Here is a 24,729-nt window from a genome sequence, read left to right as displayed (position 1 = left end):
GACACATCTACTCTTGAGCAGCGCGCTCGGGGGGAGCCGCATCACCCCGAGTCGACCCTAGAGAGCGAGCATGGGCCGCCACGCAGATCCCACGACCCAGCGCCGTCCGGCGCCGCCCGTCCTCGTCGCCGCAGGTCTCGCGGTGGTGCTGGTCCTCGGTGGCCTCGGCTGGTGGCTCACCGCGGGTGGTGGCTGCGACGAGAACGTGACGGTCGAGGTCGCCGTCGCCCCCGAGCTGGGTGAGCTGTCCCAGGGGCTGCTCACCGACCTCGGATCGCCCGACGACGAGGTGTGCGTCACCGCCGAGGTGACCGCCCAGGAGCCGCTGCAGGTCGCCGGCGCCCTCGGCGCACTGGCGGAGGACGCCCTCCCCGACGTGTGGGTGCCCGACGCCCGCCTGTGGGCGGCCCGCGTCAGCGCCGCCCAGCTCGAGCAGGCCGGTTCGATGGCGGTCTCCCCCGTCGTCATCGGCACGAGCCGGGCCGTGGTCGACGACCTGGGGTGGTCCGACGCCGCCCCGGGTTGGGCCGAGGCCCTGGGCACCGGTCGGCCGCTCGCGGTACCGGACCTCGCCGCGAGCGCCGAGGCCCTCTCCGCGCTGGCCGCCGTGCGCACCGCGCTGGGCGGGGACGCCGATGCGGACAACGCCGTGGTGCAGGCCGTGCTGTCCGCGGCACGGAGCACGGCCCTCTCGCCCGGCGAGGCCCTGTCCGCCGGGAGCGAGGGCAGCGAGGACGCACCGCTCGTGCCGGTGAGCGAGCAGGAGGTCTACGCACTCAACACCGAGGCTGCGGAGGCCAACCTCGTCGCCGTCTACCCCGCCGAGGGGTCGCCCGTGCTCGACTACCCGGTGCTCCGGGTCGGCGCTCCCGGTGGGGCCCAGCAGCAGGCCGTCGACGTCGTGGTCCGCCGGCTGCTCTCCGAGGACGCGCAGGCCGCCGTGCGCGACGCCGGCTTCCGCGGGCCCGAGGGCGCCGCGCCCGAGGGCGCCGGCGACGCGACCGGCATCGCGGAAGCGAGCCCCACGGTGGTGCCGCTCGAGGCCGCGCAGCTCCAGGCCCTCCTGACCCGGCTGTCCAGCCTGGCCACGCCGTCCCGGGTGCTGACCGTCTTCGACGTCTCGACGTCCATGGAGGCGCCGGTCGGCGACGGCACCCGCGCCACCCTCGCCCGCGACGCCGCCAAGAGCACGCTCTCCCTCGTGCCCGGCGACTTCGCGCTGGGGCTCTGGGCGTTCGCCTACCAGCTCGACGGGGAGCGCGACTGGACCGAGCTGGTGCCCACCCGGGAGGTCGCCGCGGCCGTCGACGGCCGCACGCAGCGCGAGGTCCTCGACGACCAGCTCGACACGATCCCCGAGCGGCTGACCCCCGGCGGCACCGGCCTGTACGACACCACGCTGGCCGCGGTGCGGGCGGCGCGGGAGAACTACGACCCCACCGCCGTCAACAGCGTGCTGATGGTCACCGACGGCACCAACGAGGACGACGCCGCCGGGCTCACCCTGGATGCCCTGCTGAGCACCCTGGCCGAGGAGGCCGACCCCCAGCGGCCGATCAAGGTGATCGGTGTCGCCCTGGGGCCGGACGCCGACATCAGCGCCCTCGAGCGGATCGCCGACGCGACCGGTGGAGCGGCGTACTCGGCCGTCGACGAGAACGACCTCCAGACCGTCCTCTTCGACGCGCTCCGCCAGCGCGCCTGAGGCGATGACACCGCGGTCTTCGCCGATGGCACCGCGGCCGGTAGGAGGACCCCGTTCCCTCACCCCTCCCGGGGAGAGCCTCCGGGCGAGGCCACCTCGAGGAGGCGGTCGAGGGCATCGAGCACCTCGGTGACCGTGATCTTCTCCAGGGCGGGGTCGAGGTCGGCGCCCCAGGGGTCGCCGGTGCCGTCGCCGTGCCACAGGACGATGTGCTGCGGGCGCGGCGGCGGGCCCCACAGCGCCGGGGACACCGGGCCGAACAGCACCACCGAGGGCCGCCGGTAGGCGGTGGCCAGGTGCGCGACGCCCGTGTCACCGCAGACGACCAGGCGGGCCGCGGCGACCACGGCCGCAAGCCCCATCGACGTGGTCCGCCCGGCGAGGACCGCGGACTCCCCCAGCCCGGCCTGCTCGGCCACCGAGCGGGCCAGCTCGACCTCGGCCGGGCCGCCGGTGATCCGCACGTCGTGACCGGCGCCGGCGAGGTGGCTTGCGACGGCGGCGAACCGGTCCGGCGGCCAGCGCCGCCCGGGGAACGCCGCGCCCGGGTGGATCACCGTGGCGCCGCGCACCGGCGGGGCGACGGCCGGGACCGCGATGTCGAGGGCATCGGGGTCGGCGGCGACGCCCAGCCCCTCGGAGACCAGCCGGCACCAGCGCCGGACCTCGTGCTCGTCGGGGTACCAGGTGGGCCCGGGATAGCCGGGGCTGTCGAAGGTGAGCAGCCGATCCGGCCGCAGGTCCGCGACGACCACGTGCGAGGCCGGGCCCTTCCCGTGCAGGTCGACGGCGAGCTCCGGCCGCGAGCCGGCCCAGTCCAGCGGCTCCAGCTCGCGGGCGGGCAGCACCTCGTCGACCGCGTCGATCAGCCGGGCGAGGGGTTCCAGCGCCGTCGTCGTCGCCAGGACCAGCCGGTGACCGGGAACGGCGGCCCGCACCGCCCGGATGGCCGGCACGCCGGTGAGCAGGTCCCCCAGCCCGAGCGGCCGGAGGACGACCGCGACGGGCCTCACACTCTCGAGCGCTCGACCAGGGCCGTGGTCGAGTGGCCGTCGAGGTAGGGCAGCACGACGGCCTGGCCGCCCCAGCTGCGCAGCACCGCGGCCTCGGGCAGGTCCGCCCCGGCGTAGTCGCCGCCCTTCGCCCAGACGTCGGGCCGCAGCCGGTCGAGCACCTGCGCCGGGGTGTCCTCGCCGAACACCACGACCGCGTCGACGAACTCCAGCGCCTCCAGCACCCGGGCCCGGTCCTCCGCCGTCACGAGCGGCCGGGAGGGGCCCTTGAGCCGGCGGACCGAGTCGTCGGAGTTGATGCACACGACGAGGCAGTCGCCCAGGCCGCGGGCGGCCCGCAGCGTGGCGACGTGGCCGGGGTGCAGCAGGTCGAAGCAGCCGCCGGTGGCGACGACGGTGCCCCCCGCCGCGCGTACCCGGGCGATGACCGACTCGGCGCCGGGCTCGGCGACGGCGTCAGGCCCGGGCCGGTCCGCGGCGTCCCAGGCGGACGCCCCGCCCCGCGCCACGAACGCCGACGCGGAGGCGACCGCGGTCGCCACCGCCTCCCCGGTCACCGCGCCGTCGGCCAGTGCCAGCGCGGCAGCGGCGGCGAAGGAGTCACCGGCGCCGCAGGGGTCGCCGCCGGTGACGGCCGCCGCGGGCACGACCATGGGCGCTCCCGAGCCGTACGAGAGGAGGGCGCCGCGGGCGCCGAGGGTGACGGCGACCGCCCCGACGCCCCAGTGCCGGATGAGGGCCTCGGCGCGCGCTCCGACGGCGGCCAGGCCGGTGCCGTCGGCCGCGAGGCCGGCCGCGGCCGCGACGCGGGCGGCCTCGGCTCCGTTGGGGGTGACCAGCCGGGCGTTCCGCACGGGATCGGCGCCGCGGGGGTGCGGGTCCCAGACCACCGGGCCCCGAGCGGCGCCCAGCGCGGCCCGGACGGCCGGGTCCGCCGTCGTCCCCCGGCCGTAGTCGGCGACGAGCACGGCGGCGGCGTCGCGGATGACCGCGGCGGCCTCGGCCGGGAGCCCGCCGAGCTCGGCCACCGGCGCGCCGCTGTCGAGCCGGGCGACCGAGTGATCGCCCACGCGCACCCGCTGCTTGACAGCGGTGCCGCCGCCGGCCGGGATCGCGACCAGCCGGACCCGGCCCTCGAGCAGCGTCCGCAACCGGGCCGCGCCCTCGTCGGTGTCCATCGGCGCGACCAGCACGACCTCGCGCGGGCCCGCGGCGGCGGCGATGACGGCGGCCAGCGCCGCCCCGCCCGGGCGCTCGCGGCGCTCGATGTCCTCGACCACCGGCACCGGCGCATCGGGGGTCAGCCGCGAGGCGGTGCCGACCAGATCGACGTCGAGCAGCGCGTCACCGACGACGACGAGCGGCCGGCTCACTGGGCGGCCTCGAAGGACGGGCCGGAGGGCACCCGCGGCGGCTCGGCGAGCACCGCGGCGTCGAACGCCGCGCAGACCAGGTGCAGGGCGACCAGGTGGCACTCCTGCACGGTCGCCGTCCACGGCGAGTCGATGCAGACGGCCTCGTCGGCGGCGGCGGCCAGCGGATTGGGCGCCGGGCCGGTAATCGCCAGCGTGGTGATGCCGCACTGGCGGGCCCGGCGGGCGGCGGCGACGGCGTTGGGCGAACGACCCGACGTGGACAGCAGGACGAGGACGTCGCCGGCGCGCCCGTGCGCCTCCACCTGGCGGGCGAACAGCTCGTCGGCCGGGTAGTCGTTGGCGATGGCGGTCAGCGACGACGTCTCCGCCGTGAGGCAGATGGCCGAGAAGGGCGGCCGGTCGGCGCGGTAGCGGCCCACCAGCTCGGCGGTGAGGTGCTGGGCCTGGGCGGCGCTCCCCCCGTTGCCCGCGGCCAGCAGGCGTCCGCGGGACTCGCCGCAGAGCACGTCGGCGAGCAGCCGGCCCCAGCGGTCGAGCACGTCCACCTGGGCGTCGACCGAGCGCAGCGCGCCCATGAGCGAGGCGACGTGGTCGGCCCCGGTCAGGTGGGTGCAGGTCTCCGGCTCCGGCACCTGGGTTGCGACGTTCTCGAAGAACGAGTGCGGTGAGACGCTCATCGGGCGACCTCCACGGGACGGCGCCGGGTGAGCACCTGGCGGTAGACGGTTTCGGTGTCGGCGACGACGCGGGCCCAGCGGTAGCGGGCCCGCGCCCGCCTCACCCCCGCGGCGCCGTAGGCGGCGCGGCGTTCGTCGTCGGCGAGCAGCGCGGCGATGACCTCACCGAGCCGCTCCGGGTCGCGCGCGGGGACGAGGTCCCCGGTGACGCCGTCGACGACGGTGTCCTGGAGCCCGCCGACGGCGGTGGCGACGACCGGCCGCCCGCAGGCCATGGCCTCCAGCGGCGTGATGCCGAACGGCTCGTACCAGGGGACGGCGAGGACGACCTCGGCCGAGCGCACCCACGCCGGGACGTCGGTCCGCGCGACGGCGCCGGTGAACACCAACCGGTCGGCGACCCCGGCGTCGGCGGCGACGGCGCGCAGCCGCTGCACCTCCGGATCGGCGGCCAGCTCGCCGGCCGGGGGCCCGCCGACGACGACCAGCTCGGCGTCGGGCACCGCGCGCAGCGCCCGGACGGCGTCGTCCTGGCCCTTGCGCTCGACGATCCGGCCCAGGACCAGCAGCCGTTTCCGGTCGCCGCGCGGCGCCACCGGGCCGCGGGGCGTGAACACCGAGGTGTCGACCCCGCAGGGCACGATCGAGACCCGGTCGCTGGGCAGGCCCAGCCGGCGCAGCTCGAAGACCTCGTCGGAGCAGGTGGCCACGACGTGGCTGACGTCGCGGCACAGCCCGCGCTCGAGGTCGACCCGCTCGGCCGGCGAGGTGTCCGCGTCGCCCTGGTGGCGGCGCTTGACCGAGCCCAGGGCGTGGAAGGTCTGCAGCACCGGGACCGGGGTGAACAGACTGGCCGAGGCCTCCACCGACGCCAGGCCGCTCATCCAGAAGTGCGCGTGCACGACATCGGGGGCCTGCGCCGCCCAGCCGTGCCGGAGCACCCGGGCGAAGGCCGGCATGTGCGGCAGCAGCTCGTCCTTGGGCAGCGCCTCGGCCGGGCCCGCGGTGACGTGGACGACGTCGTAGCCGTCGTCGGTGGTCACCCGGTCGGGCAGCGCGGCGTCGTCCCGGCGGGTGTGCACCGTGACCTCGTGGCCGCGCCGGGCGAGCCCGGCGGCCAGCGCGGCGACGTGCACGTTCTGCCCGCCGGCGTCGACGCCGCCGATCGCGGCGAGCGGACTGGCGTGCTCGCTGACCAGATCGATCCTCATCGACCCACCTCCGGTGTCGCAGCGGAACGGCTGCGCCGTGCTACCAGGCACATCACCTGGTCACCTCCTCCAGGAGCGCGTCCCAGTTCCGCAGGAAGCGGTCCAGCCCGTAGCGTTCCAGGGCCGCCGCCCGGGCGGCCTTCCCGGCGAGCCGGGCGGCGTCCTCGTCGTGCACGAACTCGCGGACGGCGGCCCACAGCCGGTCGGGCCGGGTGGAGAGCACGCCGGCCTCGGCCGGCACGGCCTCCGTCGCCTCGGTGGTGGCCAGGCCCACCACGGGCAGCCCCAGGTGCATGGCCTCCAGCAGGGAGAGCCCGAGCGACGTCCAGCGCACCGGGTGCACGTAGACGCGGCGGCGGGCCAGCTCGGCGTGCATGGCGGCCTGCGGCGGGTCGTCGTGCAGCGCCACCCGGTCGGGATCCAGGCCGTACCGCTCGTGCAGGCCGGCCAGCCCCATGCCGAAGACGTCGACCGGGGCGACCTCGGCCAGGCCGGGCAGCAGGTCCGCGCCCACGGTGCGGCCGCGGCGCACCGGCTCGTTGGTCACGACGGCGGCGCGGGCCAGCTCGCCGGTGTACCGCTCCCCGGGGTCGACGATGCCGTGCTCGATCACCGTCGTCGGCGCCCGCCCGTTGTCGTAGAAGAGCTCGTTGAAGAAGGTGACGTGCGCGATCGGGATCTCCGCCTGGTCGGCCATCGGGTGCCGGGTGTGCGGGACCGGCCCGTCACCGGGCTCCAGCCCGGGCGCGTTGTGCTCCAGGAAGACTGCGGGCAGGTCGCCGCCGGGCGTCCGGCCGAGCCACTCCCGCACCAGCTCCAGGTCGCGCATCCGCTGGAGGACCACGACGTCGACCTGCTCGTCGCGCAGCTGGGCGGGCGTGACCTCGCGGGCCGATGCCGGCCAGTTCCAGGTACGGGCGCGACCGAGACCGTCGGGGCCCCGATCGGGGAGCACCGGCAGCAGGTACCGGTGCCGGCCCTGGACGAACGCCGTCGTCCACGAGCCGTGCACGTGCCAGAGCAGGATGTTCACGCGCTCACCTGGATCTCCGCCGCCTTCCCGGCCGCGACGTCGGGGTGGGGGACGGCCGTGGGCTCGACCGTGCAGAGCTGCTCGACCGCGGCGACCACGTCCTGCGCGGTCACCGAGGTCAGGCAGGGGTGGCCGGGGACGGGACACTCCCGGGCCCGCGTGCCCCGGCACGGTGCGGTCTGGTCGCCCAGGAGCACCGTGGGCACGCCGTAGGGCGCCCACCGCTCGGCCGGGACGACCGGCGCGAACAGCGAGACCACCGGCGTGCCGACCGCGGCGGCCAGGTGCGCCGGGCCGGTGTTGCCGACGACCACCGCGGCGGCACCGTCGAGCAGCGCGGCCATCTCGGCCAGCGACGTCTCCCCGCCGAGGTCGACGCCACGGGCGCCCGCGACGGCCGCGGTCAGCTCCCGCTCGCCCGGCCCGCCGGTCACCAGCACGCGGTGCCCGGCGTCGGCCAGCGCCTCGACGGCCTCGGCGCACCGCTGCGCCGGCCAGGCACGGGCCGGCACCGAGGCGCCGGGGTGCACGACGACATAACCGGGTTCGTGCGCGACCGGGGGCAGGGGCCGCCGCACGGAGAGCCGGCCGTCGTCGCCGGCCGGCAGGCCGAACCCCGCCGCCCGGGCGAGCGAGAGCGCCCGCTCGGGCTCGGGGAGGTCGTCGTCGACGCGGTGGCGGACATCGAGCAGCGTGCCGGGGTAGTCGACGCTGATCGCCGAGATGCGCGGCACGCCCGCCGTGCGCAGCACCAGCGCCAAGGGCAGGGGCGACTGGTGGAACGACGTCGAGACGACCGCCTCCTCGGGCGCCAGCGCCCGGACGCGGTCGGTGAGGGCGGCGAGATCGGCGGGGTCGACCGCCGGCGGGTCGCCGAGGATCCACGGGCACGACCAGGTCCAGACCTCGTCGACCCCGGGCAGCAGCTCGGCGGCCGCGGCGCCCGCCGGCCCGGCGAGGAACACGACCCGGTCGGCGCCCGCGGCGACGGCACGCACCAGCGGGCCCTGCAGGAGGACGTCGCCGGCGTTGTCGAGGCGGGCGACCAGGACGGTGCGCGTCACCACGCACCCGCCAGCACGTCGTCCACCGCTCCGGTCAGGGTCGCCGCCACGTGCGGCGCGGCGTCGACCTCGGCGGAGCGCGTGACCGGTGTGGGAACCATGATCCCCGTGGCACCGGCGGCGGCCGCGGCCTCGACGTCGGCGCCGATGTCACCGATGACGACGCAGCGGGCCGGCTGCACGCCCAGCTCGGCGCAGGCGGCCTTCACCATGCCGGGCGCGGGCTTGCGGCAGCCGCACCCATCCTCGGGGCCGTGCGGGCACACCTGCACCGTCTCGAACGGGCCGAGCAGCTCGTCGAGCCGCGCCATGCAGGCGTCGACCTGCTCGCGGGTGACGAGCCCCCGGGCGACACCGGACTGGTTGCTGACCACGCCCACCCGCACACCGCGGGCGCGCAGCCGGTCGAGGGCCTCCTTCGCCCCGTCGACCGGGCGCACCCACTCCGGGTCGCCGTTGTAGGGGAAGTCGTGGACCAGCGTGCCGTCGCGGTCGAACAGCACCAGGTCGGGCAGGCCGCGCCACCTCTGCACCCGCCGGTGGCCCACGATGCCCTTGAGCCAGTGCCACGTGGCCAGTGGCGGGATGAGCACGCTGGTGGCGAGCATCGTCGTCACCTCGGCGCGGTCGCGGGGGCCGGGCCCGATCCGCAGCCAGGCGAACTCGGCGGTACCGGCGGCCCAGGCCGCCGCCGCGACCAGCGCGGCCCGAGGCCGCCGTGCGGCGGCGAGGCCCACGGCGGCGAGCGCGGCGGCGGCGACCGCCGTGTGCTGCGGACGGCGGCCCAGCGGGGCGTCGGCGCGGTGCGGGGCGCGCCAGTCCGGCCCGTGCAGGCGGCGCATGAGCACGTCGTCGGCGTTGCCGGCCTGCACCCGGACGCTCACCCAGCGGTCGGCCGGCCGGACGGGATGGGTGATCCAGCGCTCGCCGCGCACCAGCCGGGCGCCGGTGTCCATGATCCGCAGCGCGAGGTCGGAGTCCTCGCGGAAGGCACGCGGGAAGCGCTCGTCGAAGCCGCCGACCGCGGCCAGGGCCCTGCGGCGGTAGGCGAGGTCGGCGGTGATCCAGCTGGAGGTGGCCAGCCCGGCGGTGCCCCGCTCCCAGTCGGTGGGCCGGCGGTGCTCCGGCAACGGGACGCGCACGCGGCCCTGGCTGCCGGCGACGTCGGACGGCAGTCCCCTGAGGTCGGCGGCCAGGCGCTCGTACCAGTCCGGGTCGGTCACCACGTCGTCGTCCAGGAAGGCGATCCACTCGGTGCGGGCGGTGCGCCAGCCCAGGTTGCGGGCGCGCGCGGGCCCGCCGCCCCCGGTGCGGACGACGCGGACCGGCGGGAGACCGGGGCGCTGGAGGAACAGCGGCTCGCCGTCGGGCCGGTCGTCGACGACGATCAGCTCCGCCGGTCGCGGGCCCGGCGCCGTGGCGAGCGCGTCGAGCAGGACGTCGAGCGAGGGACGCCCGATCGTCGGCACGACGACGGTGCACTGCGCGAGCATGATCACGTCGTGCCCGTTTGCCATCGGGCGAAACACTACGGGCTTGAAGTGTTTTTCGGGGCACCCGATCGGGGCACGCTCCCGCCCCCCGGGACGAGCGTGCCCGGGCGGAGCAGCAGGTCAGCGACCGGAGGGGTCAGGACGGCGACCTCGTCGGCGCACTGCAGCGGTGCACCGGTGCGTTCTTGCAACTCCTCACCGGCCGACTCGGGAAGCGGGTGACGTACCCGCGGCGCGGGGCCGGCCGCCACCGGCCGACCCCGTGGCGGGGTCAGTCCTGCAGGACCGGTCCGTAGACCTCGACGATGTCGTCGATCATCGCCGAGAAGGCCTCGGAGCCGATGAACTCCTCGGGCACGTACTGCTCACCGAGGACCTCTACCGTCTCCTCCTTGCTGAGGCAGTTCTCGATCGCGCTCTCGAGCGCGGGAACGACCCCGTCGGGAACACCCGCCGGCGCGGCGAACCCCCAGACCGACGTGCTGTAGACCAACTCGGGGAACCCGACCTCGGCCAGTGTCGGCGCGTCGATGTAGTCCACCCGCTCCTCCGGGCTCACCGCGAGCGGCACGAAGCTGCCGGCCTCGATGTTCTCCAGGACGTCTTGGGTGGAGTTGATGAAGACCGCGTCGACGTTGCCGCCGAGCAGCGCGGTCGTCATCTCGGCGTTGCCGTTGAAGGGCACCGCCGTCACCTCCACGCCGTACAGCTGGGCCATGCGCATCAGCTCCATCGCCTGCGAGGTGGTCGCGCCCGGAGTGCCGACGGTGAGCTCACCGGGGTTCTCCCTGGCGTACTGGAAGAACGCCTCCGCGTCGGCGAACTGCGACCCCTCACCCACGGCCAGCACCGAGGGGATCACCTCACCGACCGCCACCGGCACGTAGTCCTCGTTGGTGTAGCCGACATCGGCCTGGAGCGGGTTGGTCGCGGAGGCCGGGACCGCGATGACGGAGATGGTGTGGCCGTCGTTCCCAGCGGCGAGCATCGCCTGCATGCCGACCGAGCCGGACGCGCCCGGGCGGTTGTCCACCACCACGGTCTGGCCGAACTCCTCCTCCAGGCAGGTTCCCACGGTCTGCCCGAGGACGGTGATCGGACCACCGGCGGCGTAGGGCACGATCAGGGTCATCCGCTGGGTGGGGTACTCAGCGGCGGCCGACTCCCCACCGCCCTCGGCCTGGGGCTCGGCCGTGTCCTCACCGCAGGCGACGAGGACCAGCATGGATGCCGCCAGGACGGCGGTGCCGGTGGTGCGGAAGCGTCGCATGATGTCTCCTCCGGACGGATCAGTCGGTACAGGGCGGTCGACAGGGCAGCCGAAGATCCTCTCGTGGACCTGCTGGGTCTCGTCGGGGACCTCGGTCAGCTGGTCCACGCCGGCGCACTCCTCGAGCAGGGTGCCCGCCGCGCTGGTGGCGGACCACTCCTCCGGTCAGGACCCCACGCCGGCAGGTGGCCAGGAGCCCGCCCCGGCGGTCTTCCGCGGGCCGGCAGTCGGCCGGGTACCGGTCCCCGGCGATGCTCGCCCGCACAGTCGGCCTCTGGCCGAGTCGACGGGGCTGAGACCGACTCACCGCAGAACTCCTCAGCGGCCGGAGGGGACCAGGACGGCCACCTCGTCGGCGAACTCCAGCGGTGCTCCCGTGCGCTGTTGCAGTTCCTCCCGGCTCAGCCCCGCCACCATGTCGCGGACCACGAACCCGGCCGGCCCGACGTCGATCACGGCCAGCTCCGTGTAGACGCGGTCGACGACCTGGGCGGCGGTCAGCGGGTAGGTGCACTCGGGGAGCAGCTTGGGCCGGCCGTCGGGCGTGTTGTGCATCATCAGGACGAGCACTCGTTTGGCACCGACCGCGAGGTCCATGGCCCCACCGACCGCCGGGGGGAGGTGCGCGTCGTCGGTCGCCCAGTTGGCGAGGTCCCCCTGCGCGGACACCTGGAAAGCGCCCAGCACCGTGACGTCGATGTGCCCGCCGCGCATCATCATGAACGAGTCGGTGTGGTGGAAGAACGAGCCGCCGCTCAGCAGCGTGACCGCTTGCTTGCCGGCGTTGATCAGCTCCCAGTCCTCCTCGCCGGGCGCCGGCGCCGGGCCCATGCCGAGGATGCCGTTCTCGCTGTGGAAGACGATCTCCTTGCCCGCGGAGACCACATCGCCGACGAGAGTGGGCATCCCGATGCCCAGGTTGACGTAGGAGCCGTCGGGGATGTCGCGCGCCACCCGGGCGGCCATGTCGGTGTGCGAGAGCCTGGCGACGGTCACGCTTCCTCCTCCACCTCGACGACCCGGTCGACGAAGATGCCCGGGGTCACCACGGACTCGGGATCGAGGTCCCCCAGCTCCACGAACTCGCGCACCTGCACGACGGTGAGGGTGGCGGCGGTGGCCATCGTCGGACCGAAGTTCCGGGCCGCCTTGTTGTAGACCAGGTTGCCCCAGCGATCCGCGCGCAACGCCTTGACCAGCGCGACGTCCCCCTGGAGCGGCTCCTCGAAGACGTGTCGCCGTCCGGCGATCATCCGCACCTCCTTGCCCTCGGCCAGCAGGGAGTCGGCCCCGGCGGGGGTGAAGAAGCCGCCCAGGCCCGCCCCCGCCGCCCGCATCCGCTCGCTCAGCGTGCCCTGCGGAACCAGCTCCAGCTCGATGTTCCCGGCCCGGTAGAACTCCTCGAACCAGATCGAGCCGACCGACCGCGGGTACGAGCAGATGATCTTCCTGACCCGCCGTTCACGGATCAGCGCGGCGACGTCGGTCTCCCCGCTGCCCGCGTTGTTGGTGACGATCGTCAGGTCCGTGGCCCCCTGGTCGAGGAGCGCGTGCACGAGCTCGACGGGCACACCGGCGGCGCCGAACCCGCCCACGAGGACCGTCGCGCCGTCCGCGATGCCCTCGACGGCGTCGGTCAGGGACGCCACCCGCTTGTCGATCATCGCTGCCACCTGGTGTCTGCGGGGCGCGCAGGCGCGCCCCGCAGACCCGGTCGGGATCCGGTCCGCTCGCTCAGGGTCGATCGCTCCCCACACCGCGCCCTGTGGGAGGCGCGGTCTCGTCGGTGTTCTCCGCACCGGGCGTGCCCTCGGGCTCGGCGGTCATCCCGGTCGCCGCCAGGTCCTCCTCCCCCGGCGTGGCCGGTCGGCTGCGTCGCCGGCGACGGATGCCGGCGACCGTGCTGAAGACGACCACCAGGGCCATCGCGGCGAAGAGGGTGCCCGACATCGGCCGGGTGACGAAGATCGAGAACTCGCCGCCGGAGAGCAGCATCGACTGGCGGAACGCCCGCTCGAGGATCGCGCCCAGGACGAAGGCCAGCACCAGCGGACCCGGTTCGAAGCCGGTCTTCTTCATCAGCCAGCCGACGATCCCGAACACCAGCACGACCCACATGTCGAACGGGTCGTTGTTCACCGAGAACACCCCGGCCATCGTGACCAGCAGGGCGAACGAGGCGAGGATGCCCGAGCGGACCCGCAGCAGCTGTACGAAGAAGCCGACCAGTGGGACGTTCAGGATCAGCAGCATCAGGTTCCCGATGTACATCGAGGCGATGACGCCCCAGAAGATCTCCGGGTTCTGCGAGATGAGCTGCGGGCCGGGCGTGACGCCCTGGATGAGCAGGGCTCCGAAGATGAGGGCGAGCACGACGTTGGCCGGGATGCCGAGGGTCAGCAGCGGGATGAACGCCGACGTGGACGACGCGTTGTTCGCCGTCTCCGGTCCGGCGACGCCCTCGATGGCGCCCTTGCCGAACCGGGTCGGGTCCTTGGCCCGCCGCTTCTCCATCGCGTAGGAGGCCAGCGAGGAGATGACGCCACCACCGCCGGGCAGCACCCCGATGAAGAAACCGACCACCGAGCCGCGGGCGATCGCACCGGAGGAGTCCCTGAGGTCCTTGCGGCTGGGCCAGATGTTCTTGACCTTGCCGATGACCGCCTGCGCCTTCTCGGTCTGCTCGACGTTGTAGAGGATCTCGCCGACGCCGAAGAGACCCATCGCCACGGCGACGAAGTCCAGCCCGTCGAACAGCGAGATCTGGCCGAAGGTGAAGCGGGTGGTGCCGGTGATCGCGTCCTGCCCGATCGTCGCCAGCAGCAGGCCGAGAGCGGCCATCGACAGGCTCTTGATCGGGTGCCGGGTGCCCAGGTAGGTGACCAGCAGGATGCCGAGCGCGGTGAGGGCCACGTACTCGGGCGGGCCGAAGGAGACGGCGAGGTCGGCCAGCGGCGGCGCGAGCAGCGTCAGCCCGATGACGGCGACCGTGCCGCCGACCCAGGAGCCGATCGCGGCGATACCCAGCGCCGGGCCGGCCCGGCCCTGCTTGGCCATCTGGTAGCCGTCGAAGGTGGTGACCACCGACGCGGCCTCACCGGGCAGCTGCAGCAGCACCGAGGTGATCGTGCCGCCGTACATCGACCCGTAGTAGATGCCCGCCAGCAGGATGACCGCGGTGACGGGCTCGATCTCGTAGGTCAGCGGCAGCAGCAGCGCGATGGTCGCCGTCGGGCCGAGGCCCGGCAGCACACCGATGACCGTGCCGATCAGGACGCCGATGAAGACGTAGAGCAGGTTGGTCGGGTCCAGGGCGACCGAGAAGCCCTGGCCGATGCCCTCGAGGATTTCCACGTCAGCCCCCGAACGGTGCGAAGACGATGCCGTCGGGGAAGGGTACGGCCAGCGCCTCCACGAACAGCAGGTGGAAGACCAGCGCCCCGATCACCGCGAGGGGAACGGCCCAGCGCCACGGCTCCCGGGCGAAGATCCGCAGCCAGAACAGCAGCATGAGCACGGCCGACACCAGGAACCCGATCGCCTGGAAGAGCACGATGAACACCCCGAGGCTGACCAGGCCCATGGCGATCCCGAGCGTGCCGCGGGTCCACGGCTCGTACTCCTCGGGGTCGTCGACGAACAGCAGGATCAAGCCCGTTCCGGTGAGCAGGATCGACACGATGAACGGCCACAGGCCTGGGCCCGGGATGCTCAGTTCACCCAGCCCCAGACCGCGGGCGCCCAGCAGTGCGGCCACACCGAGGAGCACCAGGACCAACGGGCCGATCCGGTGCAACTGCTTCGACATCCAGGTCTCCGGGGGACGTGCGGACGGGGATGGTTCGTGCGTCGCGGGGGCCGGTGCGACACCGGCCCCGCGGCGGGGCGACTCACTCCTGCAGGATCGGCCCGTAGGCCTCGACGATCTCGTCGATCCGGGTCGAGAAGGCCTCGCTGTCGATGAACTCGTCGGGCACGTACTGCTCGCCGAGCTGCTCGCGGACCTCGTCCTTCTGCAGGCACGTGTCCACCGTCTCCTCCAGCGTCGAGACGACGTTGTCGGGGACGCCCGCCGGCGCGGCGAGACCGAAGACCGACACGCTGTTGGTGAGCTCGGGGAACCCGGACTCCGCCAGGGTCGGCGCATCGATGTAGTCCACCGGCTCGGCCGGGCTGATCGCCAGCGGGACGAAGCTGCCGGCCTCGATGTTCTCCAGCACGTCCTGCGAGGAGTTGATGAAGATCGCGTCGACGTTGCCACCGAGGATCGCCGTGGTCATCTCGGCGTTGCCGGTGAAGGGCACCGCCGTGACCTCGACGCCGTACTCCTCGGCCAGCCGGCGCAGCTCCATGGCCTGCGACGTCGTGGTGCCGGGGACGCCGACGTTGAGCTCGCCGGGGTTCTCCTCGGCGTAGGAGAAGAAGTCCTCGGCGGTGGCGAACTGCGAGTCCGCCCCGACGATGAGCGCCGACGGGATCTCGGTGACCGCGGCGATGGGGAGGTAGTCCTCGTTGGTGTAGCCGACGTCGTCCTGCAGCGGGTTGGTGGCCGAGGCCGGCACCGCGATCAGCGACAGGGCGTACCCGTCGTTCCCCCCGGCGAGCATGGCCTGCATGCCGACCGACCCCGAGGCGCCCTCGCGGTTCTCCACGACGACGGTCTGGCCCAGCTCCTCCTCGATGCAGCTGCCGATGGTGCGCGCCGCCAGGTCGGTCGGGCCACCGGGGGCGTAGGGGACGATCAGGTTGATGCTCTCGGTCGGGTAGCCGGCAGCGGCGGCGTCGTCGCCCGAGGCCGGCTCGCCGGCGTCCTCCCCACCGCCGCAGGCGGCGAGGGTGAGCACGGACGCGGCGATGAGCGCGGGCCAGGTGGAGCGGGTACGGCGCATGGGTTCCTCCGGAGGTCGGGGGCGGGGTGTGTGCGGGGATCGGGTCAGCCGAGGATCGGTTCGTAGACCTCCTGCGTGCGGTCGAGGATCTCGGCGAGCTCCTCGCTTCCGGCGAACTCCTCCAGGACGTACTCCTCGCCCAGCTGCTCCTGCACCTCCGGCTTGTCCAGGCAGGTCTGCAGCGTGTCCTCCAGCGTCGAGACGACGTCGTCGGGCAGCCCGGCCGGTCCGGCGAGGCCGAAGGTCGAGCCGGAGAGGGTCAGGCCGTCGTAGCCCAGCTCGGTGAAGGTCGGGGTGTCGGGCAGCCAGGACAGCCGCTCCTCGGGCGACGCGACGAGCGGGACGAAGGCGCCCGACTCGATGTTCTGGACGACGTCGCTCGAGGCGTTGATCAGCACGGCGTCCACGTTCCCGCCGAGGAGGGCGGTCGTCATCTCGGCGTTGCCGTTGAACGGCACGGCGGTGACCTGCACACCGTGCTCCTCGGCCAGCCGCTGCAGCTCGATGGCCTGGGGGGTGGAGGCACCGGGCGTGCCCACGGTGACGGTTCCCGGCTGGGCCTCGACCGCCGCGAAGAAGTCCTCCGCGGAGGCGTACGGCGAGTTCTCGCCGACCGCGAGGACGGACGGCACCTCGGTCATGACGCCGACCGGCGTGATGTCGTCCTTGGTGTAGCCCACCTCGTTGGCCAGCGGGGTCAGCACCATGGTGCCCGCGGTGACCAGCGACAGCGTGTGCCCGTCGGGCTCGGCGCCGATCAGCTCCGTCGTCGCGAGTGCGCCGGAACCGCCCGGCATGTTCTCGACCACCACGGTCTGCCCGAGCTCCTCCTCGACGCAGGCGCCCATGGTGCGGGTGGTCAGGTCGGTGGGCCCGCCGGCGCCGTAGGGCACCAGCATCCGGATCGACTCGGTCGGGTAGGACGCCGCGTCACCGCCACCGCCACCGGCGTCCGTGGTGCCGCCGCCGTCGTCCCCGCCGCACGCGGCGAGCAGGCTGACCAGGGCCACACCCGCGAGGCCTGACGAGATGCGCATGCTTCCTCCTCCGTCGGTCACCGTTGACCGGTCGCCACCGCCGGACGCCTCCGGTCGGTGGTGTGGATCATCTGGATACAAGCACAGGGGTGGGACTGCGGCTCACCCGGAAAAGCAACGATCCGGACTCGGTCAGGGCACCGAGAACACGACGTCGATCACGTGCGGTCCCGGCGCCGCGTTCGCCCGGCGGAACTGCTCGGCGAACTCCTCCGCGGTCGTCGCCCGGCTGCCGGGGACGCCCATCCCGGCGGCCAGCGAGACGAAGTCGAGGTCCGGCCGGGCCAGCTCCAGCAGGTCCCTCGACCGCGGCCCGGACGCCTCCGCCCCGACGTTGCGGAGCTCGCCTTCGAGGATGCGGTAGGACCGGTTGCTGAACACGACAGTGGTGACGTCGAGCGACTCGCGCGCCTGGGTCCACAACGCCGAGATGGTGTACATGGCGCTGCCGTCGCCCTCCAGGCAGACGACGCGCTGCCCGGGGCGGGCGACGGCCGCCCCCGTGGCGACCGGGAGCCCCTGGCCGATCGCCCCGCCGGTGAGCGTCAGCCAGTCGTGGCGCGGCGCACCGGCGGTCGGGACGGGCATCTGCCGGCTGGACGTGACACCCTCGTCGACCACGACCGCCCCCTCCGGCAGCAGGGCGCCGAGCGCCGCGCCCACCGTGTCGGGGGTGAGCGCGCCGGTGGGCAGGTCGGGCCGCAGGAGGGGCTGCCGTTCGGGATCGGTGGCCGGGCCGAGGAGGTCGGCCAAGGAGTCGAGCGCGCCGACCACGTCCTCCCCTGCGCCGGCGAGCACGTGCACCTCGCACCCGTCGGGGACCAGGCTGCTGGGCCGGTCGGGGTAGGCGAAGAACTCCACCGGTGGCCGCGCCCCGGCGAGGACGAGGTGGCGCACCCCGGCCAGCCGCTGGGCGACCTGCTGGCCGGCCCGGGGCAGGCGCTCGACGGGCGGCAGGCCCTCGCCGCGCTCCAGCCGCGCCGGGAAGGTCTCGCAGTACAGCCGTGCGCCGGCCGCCCGCGCCACCCGGCTGGCCGCCCGCAGCCCCGGCGCCCGCGTCGCCGCCCCGCCCACGAGGATCGCGGAGGGCTCGCCGGAGGTCAGGAGCGCTGCGACCCGGGCGACGGCGTCGTCCGGCACGGCCCTCGCCGCTCCGGGCGCCGGCGGCGCCGCGGGTTCGGCACCCTCGGACCACGAGACGTCGGCGGGCAGGATGAGCGTGGCGATCTGCCCGGGGGCCGTGCGGGCCGCGGCGATCGCCTCTGCCGCGTCGCCCGCGACGTCGGCGGCGCGGCCGGAGCGGCGCATCCAGCCCGACACCGTGCCGGCGAGGGCGTCGATGTCGGACTCCAGCGGGGAGTCGTACTCCTTGTGGTAGCCGGCGTGGTCACCGACGACGGTGACCATCGGCGTCGCTGCGCGGCGCGCGTTGTGCAGGTTGGCCAGGCCGTTGGCCAGACCCGGCCCGAGGTGGAGCAGGACGCCGGCCGGTCGGTCGGTCATCCGGCCGTAGCCGTCCGCCGCACCGGTCGCCACGCCCTCGAACAGGCACAGCACGCCCCGCATCTCCGGAACGGCGTCGAGCGCGGCGACGAAGTGCATCTCCGAGGTGCCCGGGTTGCTGAAGCAGACGTCGACGCCGCCGTCGACCATCGTCCGGATGAGGGCCTGCGCCCCGTTCACGCCGCCACCCCCGCCCGCTCGGATGGGAGGTGGTCGGGATCACGCTGCGCACCCATGGGGGCACCGTACGCGGGCCGGCAGGTCGCGGCGCGAGCCACCCGCCACCGCGCGGGCGCCGCGGTCAGCAGCGAGTCTTGGTGGCGGCCGAGACGCGGGCCAGGGCGTCGGTGACGACGGCGGCGTCGCCACCGAGCAGGCCCAGCAGGTGCGCGACCAGGTCGTCGTGGGTGACGCGCGCCGCCTCCACCCGCTCCCGCCCGGCCGGGGTGAGCCGGGCGTGCAGCAGCCGCCTGTCACCCGCCCCGCGCTCCCTGATCACGAGCCCCTGCGCCACCAGCCGGTTGATCGTGCTGGTGACCCCGGGCCGGGACAGGCCGACGGCGTCGGCGACCTCCCCCATCGAGGCCCGCTCCCCTGGCGACTCGGCGACCCGGCGGAGGGCCTCGAAACCGGTGAGGGAGAGGTCGTGGTGGCGGTGGAGCGCCGAGTCGACCCGCCGGGTGATGCGGTCGTGCACCTGCACGATGCGCAACCACGTCTCGGCGGGGCGGGGAGCTGCTCCGGGAAGAGCGGCGGCATCCCGGGGGACACCGCGCGCGATCGCGTCCTCGGACCGTGGCACCTGCTCTGGGTCCCCGCATCGGGGACCGGTGAAACCGATCAGGTGGTCGGGATCGGCGCGTGGCTGCGCCGGTCGGCGTGCTGCCGCCCGGCGACCGACACCAGCCCGCCGGCCGCGGCCACGAGGGCCACCGCTGCGGCGACGAGCGAAGCCAGCGAGAGGACGCCGCGGGGAGGGCCGACCGGCTCGGCGGCCGAGGCCACCTGGAGATCGACGCCGGCGCTCACGGCGGAGTCGGCGCCGACGAGGTCGAGGGTCGCCGGGCCCGCCGGCGCCTCCTCCGGGATGCGCACGTCGAGGCGCACCGCACCGTCGGGGCCCGCGGTCGCGGTGGCGAGGACGGTGTGGCTGCCGTGGAGCACGATGCGGACCTGCTCGCCGGGCAGGAAGCCGGCCCCCCGCAGGGTCACCGTGCCGCCGGGCCGGACCTGCGCGGCGCTGCCCGCGCCGGAGCCGCCCGCGCCGGTGGCGCCGGGTGCCACGGCGGCGTCGGTGTCGGAGGTCGGCGTGCTGCCCACCGGGGTGGCCCCGCCGGTGCTCGTCGTCGTGCTGCTGCTCGTGGTCGTGCCCGGCGTCGTCGTCCCGCTGGGCGTGCGGGACGGGCTCGGCCGGGTGCCGGTCGTCGTGCTGCCCGTCGGCGAGGGGCTGGGGCTGGTCGGCTCGACCGTGACGATCGGCGGCGCCGGTGGGGGCGGTGGCGGGGAGAGGGCCACCTCGCAGTCCTCCGCCGTCGGACGGGTGAGGGTGTACTCGTCGAGCTCGTCGACGTAGGTGAGACCGGAGCCGTCCCGGGCGGTGAACTCCAGCCGCGGGTCGATCGTCTCGCCGGAGGCGACGTCGCCCGTGCGCAGCACCGCGCTGCCCCGGGCGACCAGGACGGCCTCGTCCTCGCCGCCGGGCCGCCGGGCGGTGGCCAGCCGGACGGCGTAGGGAGCGGTACCCGCGACCACCTCGACCACGATTCCGCCCGGCCGGCAGCTGGGGCCGTGGGTGACCCGGGCGTCGGGGCGGGTGGGGTCGTCGATGGCGAGCGCCGGGGCGGCACCGGAGACGGCCGCGCCGAGCAGGAGTACGAGCAGACCGGTCACGACACCGGTGGAGAGGGCGGTGCGGGCTACCCGGGGCGACGTCGTCCGCGTCGGCTCGGCAGCTCGCGCGAACCTGCTGATCAGGCCGTCCTCCCTGTTCCGGTGCACTCGAGTTTCAGATCATGCCTGAAGTGACGCTTCGTTGCTAGCCCGTTACGCGCCTGCCGCGCGTGTCGTGCGGCGTGTCGACGATTCGTTCCCCGGAGCGCCACCGGGCAACCCACCCGACGGGCCTCGCACCGCCGATGAGAGGCGAGTCACTACGGTGGCCGGGTGGACACAGCGGGTGTGGGGCGGCGGCGACAGAACGAGGTGTACCGGGCCGGGGTCTTCGGCCACTCCCCGCGCGTGCCGGTCGGCCTCCGGCGGCTGCAGGAACGCGCCGAGCGGGTCCTCGACGCGCGCGCCTACGCCTATGTCGCCGGCGGCGCCGGTGACGAGGTCACCCAGCGCGCCAATCGGGCCGCCTTCGACCGGTGGGCGGTCGTGCCGCGCGTCCTGCGCGACGCCAGCGTCCGCGACACGTCGGTGGAGCTCTTCGGTCGCCGGCTGCCGGCTCCCCTGCTGCTGGGCCCGGTCGGCGCTCTGGAGCTGGTGCACGACGAGGCCGACCTGGCCGTGGCCCGGGCGGCCGCCGCCACCGGGGTGCCGATGGTGTTCTCCAACCAGGGCTCGGTGGCGATGGAGGTGTGCGCGGAGGCGATGGGCGACGCGCCGCGCTGGTTCCAGCTGTACTGGTCCAGCTCCGACGAGCTCGTGGAGAGCCTCATCGGGCGGGCCGAGGCCGCCGGCTGCGACGCCCTCGTGGTCACCCTCGACACGACGATGCTCGGCTGGCGGCCCCGCGACCTGGACCTCGGGCACCTGCCGTTCGCGCTCGGCAAGGGGATCGCGCAGTACACCTCCGACCCGGTCTTCCGCCGGCTGGTCGAGGAGCGCGCAGCAGCCGGCGGGCCGAAGCAACCCCAGCCGCGCCCGACGCCGGCCGCGATCAAGGCGCTGGTGAGCATGGCACGGGCGTGGCCGGGCTCGTTCCGCGACAACCTGCGCTCGCCACTCCCCCGCGCCGCCGTCGACACGTTCCTCTCCATCTACTCCCGCCCGTCGATCAGCTGGACGGACCTGGCCTGGCTGCGCTCCCGCACGAAGCTGCCCATCCTGCTCAAGGGCGTGCTGCACCCGGACGACGCCCGGCGCGCGCTGGACGAGGGCATGGACGGCGTCGTCGTCAGCACCCACGGCGGGCGGCAGGTGGACCGCTCGATCCCGGCGCTGGACGCGCTGCCCGACGTCGTGGCGGCGATCGGCGACCGGGCGCCGGTGCTGCTCGACAGCGGCATCCGCACCGGCGCCGACGTGTTCACCGCGGTCGCCCTGGGCGCGCGCGCCGTGCTGCTGGGCCGGCCGTTCGCCTGGGGCCTCGCGCTCGCCGGCGAGGAGGGCGTCCGGCAGGTCGTCTCCGACGTGCTGGGCGAGTTCGACCTCACCCTCGGGCTGACCGGGCACACCGCCATCGACCAGCTGAACCCGGACATCCTCCACCGCGTCCCCTGACCCGGCGTCCGCCGCGACATCCCGCCCCGGCTTGACCCGGATTGTGATCGGTACCACAGTAGGGGGTGGGTGGGGGTAGCCGGGACCGAGTGGCTACCCACTGCTGGGTAGACCGACCAACGCGGCCAGACCGTCAGAACCGGCCCCCCGCCCCCACTACTCCTCCGCCGCGCTCGGCGACGGCGCTGCCGTCTCCGGCGGCGGCTCAGGCGTGCCCGCTGTCGGTTCGGCCGGCGGCGGAGGAGGTGGCGTCGGTTCGGCCGGCGCCGGAGCTGGCGTCGGCTCGGTCGGCGACGGCTCCGTCGGTGCCGGAGGGGGCGGCGTCCGCTCGGTCGGCGACGGCTCCGTCGGTGCCGGAGGGGGCGGCGTCGGCTCGGTCGGCGCCGGCGGAGGAGGCGTCGGTTCGGCCGGCGCCGGAGGTGGCGTCGGCTCGGTCGGCGACGGCTCCGTCGGTGCCGGAGGGGGCGGCGTCGGCTCGGTCGGCGCCGGAGGCTGAGGAGTGGGCGTCGGCTCGGGCGTCGGCTCGGTCGACGGCGGCGGAGGAGGAGTCGTCGGCTCGGTCGGCGCCGGAGGCTGAGGAGTGGGCGTCGGCTCGGGCGTCGGCGGGGGCGGCGGCGGGGGGACCCACCGCGCGCCGTTGCTGACCAGCACCGACACGGCGCGGCTCTGGTCGACGACCGTCCCCGGGCCTGGGTCGATGCCCACCACGACGCCCGGCGGGCGGGCGCTGTCGACCGCGATGAGGACGGCGCCGAGGTTCCGGGAGCCCAGCAGCCCGCGGCACCGGTCGGCCGACCGGCCGATGCAGCCTGGGGGCACGGTCGCCCGGGTGCCCTGCACGAAGAACGGGTCGGCCGGCGGAAAGGGAACCGGCTGGCGTGCGCCGAGGATCGGCTGGAGGGCGTCGTGCCAGATCTGGGCACCCTTACCACCACCGAAGCCACCGACGTCCCGGTTCTCCACGGGGTCGTAGACCATGACGCTGGCCGCGATCTGGGGGGTGTAGCCGACGAAGGCGATCGAGTAGTTGTTCTGGGTGGTCCCGGTCTTCCCGGCGATCTGGTGCCCCGGGATGTACGCGCGGCGGCCGGTCTGCCCGGGGTTGCCGGGTTCGACGTCCTTGCGCAGCGCCTGGTTGAGGGTGTGCGCCAGCCCCGGGGGCACCACCTCGCCCTCGCACCGCGGCCCGCCGAGCGGCTGGCCGTCCTCGCCGAGCAGCGGCTGGCCGTCGCGGTCGAGGACGCGGGCGATCGGGTTCGGCGCGCACCGGGTACCGCCGGCGGCGAGCGTGGCGTAGGCGTTCGCCAGGTGCAGCGGGCTGGTGGCCTCGGGGCCGAAGGTGAACGAGCCGCGGTTCTCGGCGACGATCTGGTCGGCGACGGGATCCAGGGAGGCCAGCCCCAGCCGCTGGGCCATGCGCACCGGCGCCTCGACGCTGCCGAGTTGGTCCTCCAGCGCGAGGAAGTAGGTGTTCGAGGACATGTAGAGCGCCTGCTCCATGTCCAGCCGCTGGCGATAGCGGCCGGCGTTCTCGACGTCGTAGGGCCCGTCGCCGTCCCGGTAGACCGTGGAGACGTATGGATCCGGCGTGCTGATCACGTGGCCGAGCCCGAAGCCCTGCTCGAGCGCGGCGGCCGCGGTGAACACCTTGTACGTCGAGCCGGCGCCCTGGCCGGCGACGACGGGGAGGTTCACCGTCGTCCTCGTCCGGTCACCCTGCGCCGCACCGAAGATGCGGTTGACCGACATGGCGAGCACCCGGCCGGTGCCCGGCTCCACGGCGGTGTAGATGCCGGCGCGGGGGTCCTCCAGCGCCAGGGTCTGCCGGACGGCGGCGTCCCCGGCCTGCTGCATCACCGGGTCGAGCGTCGTCTCGACGGTGAGACCCCCGGTCTCGATCCGCTCACGGGCGACGCCGAGGGTGTCGGTCAGGTAGCTCAGCGCGTAGTCGCAGAAGAAGCCGCCGATCCGGGCCTCGCGGCAGCCGCGCGGCGGGCCGTCGCCGGGCGTGAGGGTCACCGGCGCGCTGCGGGCCTCCGCCACGGCGGCGGGGTCGGCCAGGCCGAGCTCGGCCATCCGGGCGAGCACGACGTCGCGCCGCTCGGTGGCGCGTTCGGGCGCCGTGAAGGGGTCGTACTGGGTGGGGCTCTGCACCAGCCCGGCGAGGGTGGCGGCCTGCGCGAGCGTGAGCGCGTCCGGCGTCACCCCGAAGTAGGTCTCCGCGGCCGCTGCCACGCCGTAGGCGCCGGCCCCGAAGTAGACCCGGTTCAGGTAGCGGGTGAGGATCTCGTCCTTGCTGTACTGCTGCTCCATCGCGAGCGCCAGCTGCGCCTCGCGGAGCTTGCGGCCGATGCTCTCGTCGGTGGCGGCCTCGCGTGCGTCGGGATCGGTGGCCGACTGCAGCCGGATCTGCTTGACCAGCTGCTGGGTGAGCGTGGAGCCGCCCTCGACCACCTCGCCGGCCGAGAGGTTGCGCAGCAGCGCCCGGGCCAGGCCCTTGCCGTCGACGCCGCCGTGGGAGAAGAAGCGGCTGTCCTCGATGGCGACCAGCGCATCCTTCATCACCGGGGCGATCGCCTCGCTGGGCACCACGGTGCGGTTGCGCCGGTAGAACTCCGCTATCAGCGAGCCGTCGGCGGCCAGCACGCGGGTGTTGCCGGGTGGGGTGCGGTGGAGCAGCTCGTCGGAGACCGGCTGCAGGAGCCCGGCGCCGGAGCGGGTGGCGACCGAGACCCCACCGACCACCGGCAGCGCCAGTGCGGCGAGCAGCGCCCCTGCCAGGACCAGTGCCAGCGCCAGCCGGAGCACCACCCCGCGCCTGCGGGGGCGGGAGACGGGTGCCTCCTCGACCCCGGGCAGCAGCAGGCCCTCGGCGGTGGGACGGGACGACACGGAACTCCTCGGCAGGCGGCAACGGCGGCGCCCACACGTGGCGGACCCGGCTCCTCGTTACCCCCCGTGCCGCGATCCCGCTGCCGGATGCCGGGTTCGTCACGCGATCGCAAAGTTGGCCG

Annotated in this window: 20 protein-coding genes; 2 read left to right on the top strand and 18 right to left on the bottom strand. The window is 74.8% G+C overall.

The genetic code is table 11. The annotated features are described in order from the left end of the window. Window positions 1-70 precede the first annotated feature (70 nt). A complete protein-coding gene (locus tag ABC795_RS01625) occupies window positions 71-1,705 on the top strand; it encodes a VWA domain-containing protein (RefSeq protein WP_347059075.1) in 1,635 nt (544 codons plus the stop codon). A 59-nt stretch (window positions 1,706-1,764) separates the two neighbouring features. Here the strand turns inward: ABC795_RS01625 and ABC795_RS01620 are convergent, their stop codons facing one another. From ABC795_RS01620 to ABC795_RS01540, 17 genes are all read right to left on the bottom strand, one after another. Next, complete coding sequence (locus ABC795_RS01620; protein ID WP_347059074.1) at window positions 1,765-2,718, bottom strand: glycosyltransferase family 9 protein; 954 nt, start codon at window positions 2,716-2,718, stop codon at window positions 1,765-1,767. Continuing rightward, a complete protein-coding gene (rfaE2, locus tag ABC795_RS01615) occupies window positions 2,715-4,091 on the bottom strand; it encodes a D-glycero-beta-D-manno-heptose 1-phosphate adenylyltransferase (protein WP_347059073.1) in 1,377 nt (458 codons plus the stop codon). The genes ABC795_RS01620 and rfaE2 overlap by 4 nt, the downstream gene beginning before the upstream one ends. Then, entirely contained in the window at window positions 4,088-4,771 is a 684-nt protein-coding gene (locus ABC795_RS01610; RefSeq protein ID WP_347059072.1) for an SIS domain-containing protein, read from the bottom strand. Before ABC795_RS01610 ends, rfaE2 begins: the two co-directional genes overlap by 4 nt. Then, window positions 4,768-5,982: a glycosyltransferase gene (locus ABC795_RS01605; RefSeq protein ID WP_347059071.1), complete on the bottom strand. Its 1,215-nt coding sequence runs from the start codon at window positions 5,980-5,982 to the stop codon at window positions 4,768-4,770. Before ABC795_RS01605 ends, ABC795_RS01610 begins: the two co-directional genes overlap by 4 nt. 52 nt (window positions 5,983-6,034) lie before the next feature. After that, a complete protein-coding gene (locus ABC795_RS01600; RefSeq protein ID WP_347059069.1) occupies window positions 6,035-7,015 on the bottom strand; it encodes a glycosyltransferase in 981 nt (326 codons plus the stop codon). Beyond that, on the bottom strand, window positions 7,012-8,079 hold the full coding sequence (locus ABC795_RS01595) for a glycosyltransferase family 9 protein (protein ID WP_347059068.1): 1,068 nt from the start codon (window positions 8,077-8,079) through the stop codon (window positions 7,012-7,014). Before ABC795_RS01595 ends, ABC795_RS01600 begins: the two co-directional genes overlap by 4 nt. Beyond that, window positions 8,076-9,596: an HAD-IIIA family hydrolase gene (locus tag ABC795_RS01590; RefSeq protein ID WP_347059067.1), complete on the bottom strand. Its 1,521-nt coding sequence runs from the start codon at window positions 9,594-9,596 to the stop codon at window positions 8,076-8,078. The genes ABC795_RS01595 and ABC795_RS01590 overlap by 4 nt, the downstream gene beginning before the upstream one ends. A gap of 247 nt (window positions 9,597-9,843) precedes the next feature. Continuing rightward, window positions 9,844-10,842 carry a tripartite tricarboxylate transporter substrate binding protein gene (locus ABC795_RS01585; RefSeq protein ID WP_347059066.1) on the bottom strand — a complete coding sequence of 333 codons (999 nt, stop codon included), beginning with the start codon at window positions 10,840-10,842 and terminating at the stop codon, window positions 9,844-9,846. 318 nt (window positions 10,843-11,160) lie between these two features. Next, complete coding sequence (locus ABC795_RS01580; RefSeq protein WP_347059065.1) at window positions 11,161-11,838, bottom strand: 3-oxoacid CoA-transferase subunit B; 678 nt, start codon at window positions 11,836-11,838, stop codon at window positions 11,161-11,163. Beyond that, entirely contained in the window at window positions 11,835-12,506 is a 672-nt protein-coding gene (locus ABC795_RS01575) for a 3-oxoacid CoA-transferase subunit A (RefSeq protein ID WP_347059064.1), read from the bottom strand. The genes ABC795_RS01580 and ABC795_RS01575 overlap by 4 nt, the downstream gene beginning before the upstream one ends. A 70-nt stretch (window positions 12,507-12,576) precedes the next feature. Further along, complete coding sequence (locus ABC795_RS01570) at window positions 12,577-14,196, bottom strand: tripartite tricarboxylate transporter permease (protein WP_347059063.1); 1,620 nt, start codon at window positions 14,194-14,196, stop codon at window positions 12,577-12,579. Between the two features lies 1 nt (window position 14,197). Further along, window positions 14,198-14,650 carry a tripartite tricarboxylate transporter TctB family protein gene (locus ABC795_RS01565; RefSeq protein WP_347059061.1) on the bottom strand — a complete coding sequence of 151 codons (453 nt, stop codon included), beginning with the start codon at window positions 14,648-14,650 and terminating at the stop codon, window positions 14,198-14,200. Window positions 14,651-14,732: 82 nt separating this feature from the next. Then, window positions 14,733-15,731 (bottom strand): tripartite tricarboxylate transporter substrate binding protein, encoded by a 999-nt coding sequence (locus ABC795_RS01560; protein ID WP_347059060.1) that lies wholly within the window; start codon window positions 15,729-15,731, stop codon window positions 14,733-14,735. 44 nt (window positions 15,732-15,775) lie between these two features. Continuing rightward, a complete protein-coding gene (locus tag ABC795_RS01555; protein ID WP_347059059.1) occupies window positions 15,776-16,768 on the bottom strand; it encodes a tripartite tricarboxylate transporter substrate binding protein in 993 nt (330 codons plus the stop codon). Between the two features lie 132 nt (window positions 16,769-16,900). Then, window positions 16,901-18,451 carry an acetolactate synthase large subunit gene (locus ABC795_RS01550; RefSeq protein ID WP_347059058.1) on the bottom strand — a complete coding sequence of 517 codons (1,551 nt, stop codon included), beginning with the start codon at window positions 18,449-18,451 and terminating at the stop codon, window positions 16,901-16,903. 121 nt (window positions 18,452-18,572) lie between these two features. Continuing rightward, window positions 18,573-19,073: a MarR family transcriptional regulator gene (locus tag ABC795_RS01545; RefSeq protein WP_347059057.1), complete on the bottom strand. Its 501-nt coding sequence runs from the start codon at window positions 19,071-19,073 to the stop codon at window positions 18,573-18,575. A 38-nt stretch (window positions 19,074-19,111) separates the two neighbouring features. After that, window positions 19,112-20,161, bottom strand: coding sequence for a hypothetical protein (locus tag ABC795_RS01540; protein ID WP_347059056.1), 1,050 nt, complete (start codon window positions 20,159-20,161; stop codon window positions 19,112-19,114). A 273-nt stretch (window positions 20,162-20,434) separates the two neighbouring features. Here ABC795_RS01540 and ABC795_RS01535 point away from each other — a divergent pair, with 273 nt between their 5' ends. After that, the gene (locus ABC795_RS01535; protein ID WP_347059054.1) at window positions 20,435-21,715 is read left to right on the top strand and encodes an alpha-hydroxy-acid oxidizing protein; all 1,281 of its coding nucleotides are present in this window, start codon (window positions 20,435-20,437) and stop codon (window positions 21,713-21,715) included. A 156-nt stretch (window positions 21,716-21,871) separates the two neighbouring features. Here ABC795_RS01535 and ABC795_RS01530 read toward each other — a convergent pair whose 3' ends face one another. Next, on the bottom strand, window positions 21,872-24,607 hold the full coding sequence (locus tag ABC795_RS01530; protein WP_347059053.1) for a transglycosylase domain-containing protein: 2,736 nt from the start codon (window positions 24,605-24,607) through the stop codon (window positions 21,872-21,874). Window positions 24,608-24,729 lie beyond the last annotated feature (122 nt).

The sequence above is a fragment of the Blastococcus sp. HT6-30 genome, assembly GCF_039729015.1.
Taxonomy (GTDB): Bacteria; Actinomycetota; Actinomycetes; order Mycobacteriales; family Geodermatophilaceae; genus Blastococcus.
This window is presented reverse-complemented; position numbering and strand designations above follow the sequence as displayed.

Bases quoted from the DNA above. Each gene is read 5' to 3' on its own strand.
- ABC795_RS01565 (WP_347059061.1), bottom strand. From the start codon at position 14,650: ATGTCGAAGCAGTTGCACCGGATCGGCCCGTTGGTCCTGGTGCTCCTC.
- ABC795_RS01575 (WP_347059064.1), bottom strand. From the start codon at position 12,506: ATGATCGACAAGCGGGTGGCGTCCCTGACCGACGCCGTCGAGGGCATC.
- ABC795_RS01555 (WP_347059059.1), bottom strand. From the start codon at position 16,768: ATGCGCATCTCGTCAGGCCTCGCGGGTGTGGCCCTGGTCAGCCTGCTC.
- ABC795_RS01590 (WP_347059067.1), bottom strand. From the start codon at position 9,596: ATGGCAAACGGGCACGACGTGATCATGCTCGCGCAGTGCACCGTCGTC.
- ABC795_RS01585 (WP_347059066.1), bottom strand. From the start codon at position 10,842: ATGCGACGCTTCCGCACCACCGGCACCGCCGTCCTGGCGGCATCCATG.
- ABC795_RS01610 (WP_347059072.1), bottom strand. From the start codon at position 4,771: ATGAGCGTCTCACCGCACTCGTTCTTCGAGAACGTCGCAACCCAGGTG.
- ABC795_RS01625 (WP_347059075.1), top strand. From the start codon at position 71: ATGGGCCGCCACGCAGATCCCACGACCCAGCGCCGTCCGGCGCCGCCC.
- ABC795_RS01605 (WP_347059071.1), bottom strand. From the start codon at position 5,982: ATGAGGATCGATCTGGTCAGCGAGCACGCCAGTCCGCTCGCCGCGATC.
- ABC795_RS01560 (WP_347059060.1), bottom strand. From the start codon at position 15,731: ATGCGCCGTACCCGCTCCACCTGGCCCGCGCTCATCGCCGCGTCCGTG.